Annotated in this window: 1 rRNA gene; it reads right to left on the bottom strand. The window is 55.8% G+C overall.

Annotation, left to right across the window (positions count from 1 at the left end):
* Window positions 1-62 precede the first annotated feature (62 nt).
* Window positions 63-1602 (bottom strand): 16S ribosomal RNA (locus tag ACOMD9_RS21045).
* Window positions 1603-1807: the final 205 nt, after the last annotated feature.

Here is a 1807-nt window from a genome sequence, read left to right as displayed (position 1 = left end):
TTTGCTCTGGCCGATCAGGTAATTCATTGTGAGCACTTGCCGACAGTCGGTGACGTCGTCGGTAAGGAGGTGATCCAGCCGCAGGTTCCCCTACGGCTACCTTGTTACGACTTCACCCCAGTCATGAACCACACCGTGGTGATCGCTCCCCCGAAGGTTAAGCTAACCACTTCTGGTGCAGTCCACTCCCATGGTGTGACGGGCGGTGTGTACAAGGCCCGGGAACGTATTCACCGTGACATTCTGATTCACGATTACTAGCGATTCCGACTTCACGGAGTCGAGTTGCAGACTCCGATCCGGACTGAGACCGGCTTTTCGGGATTGGCTCCACCTCGCGGCTTCGCAACCCTTTGTACCGGCCATTGTAGCACGTGTGTAGCCCTACCCGTAAGGGCCATGATGACTTGACGTCGTCCCCACCTTCCTCCGGTTTGTCACCGGCAGTCTCCCTAGAGTTCCCGACCGAATCGCTGGCAAATAGGGACAAGGGTTGCGCTCGTTACGGGACTTAACCCAACATTTCACAACACGAGCTGACGACAGCCATGCAGCACCTGTCTGTGCGCTCCCGAAGGCACCAAGGTATCTCTACCAAGTTCGCACGATGTCAAGGGTAGGTAAGGTTCTTCGCGTTGCATCGAATTAAACCACATGCTCCACCGCTTGTGCGGGCCCCCGTCAATTCATTTGAGTTTTAACCTTGCGGCCGTACTCCCCAGGCGGTCGACTTATCGCGTTAACTGCGCCACAAAGTCCTCAAGGGACCCAACGGCTAGTCGACATCGTTTACGGCGTGGACTACCAGGGTATCTAATCCTGTTTGCTACCCACGCTTTCGCACCTCAGTGTCAGTGTCAGTCCAGAAGGCCGCCTTCGCCACTGGTATTCCTCCCGATCTCTACGCATTTCACCGCTACACCGGGAATTCTACCTTCCTCTCCTGCACTCTAGCCTGACAGTTCCGGATGCCGTTCCCAGGTTGAGCCCGGGGCTTTCACAACCGGCTTATCAAGCCACCTACGCGCGCTTTACGCCCAGTAATTCCGATTAACGCTCGCACCCTCCGTATTACCGCGGCTGCTGGCACGGAGTTAGCCGGTGCTTCTTCTGTGGGTGATGTCCTTCCTCGAGGGTATTAGCCCCAAGGCCTTCTTCCCCACTGAAAGTGCTTTACAACCCGAAGGCCTTCTTCACACACGCGGCATGGCTGGATCAGGGTTGCCCCCATTGTCCAATATTCCCCACTGCTGCCTCCCGTAGGAGTTCGGGCCGTGTCTCAGTCCCGATGTGGCTGATCATCCTCTCAGACCAGCTACGGATCGTCGCCTTGGTGAGCCATTACCTCACCAACAAGCTAATCCGACATAGGCTCATCCGATAGCGCAAGGTCCGAAGAGCCCCTGCTTTCTCCCGTAGGACGTATGCGGTATTAGCCTGAGTTTCCCCAGGTTATCCCCCACTACCGGGCAGATTCCTATGCATTACTCACCCGTCCGCCGCTCGACGCCTGGGAGCAAGCTCCCATCGTTTCCGCTCGACTTGCATGTGTTAGGCCTGCCGCCAGCGTTCAATCTGAGCCATGATCAAACTCTTCAGTTTAAAGTCTGATAGTTCCTAAGGTGGAACCAAACCTGGCTCAAGGTTCAAACGTTCTCAAAAAGACCCGAAGGTCTCTGACGAGTCGCTTGCCTTGATGTTTCAGTGACTGGTCACCGACCCATCGACAAGCGCCCACATGAATTACCTGATCGATTGTTAAAGAGCGGCTCCGGGCTCTATGGAGAGTGGAGCGTCTCGCTTGCTG

Origin of the sequence: Halomonas terrestris (assembly GCF_049166755.1) — a bacterium.
In the GTDB taxonomy this organism is placed as follows: Bacteria; Pseudomonadota; Gammaproteobacteria; order Pseudomonadales; family Halomonadaceae; genus Halomonas.
This window is presented reverse-complemented; position numbering and strand designations above follow the sequence as displayed.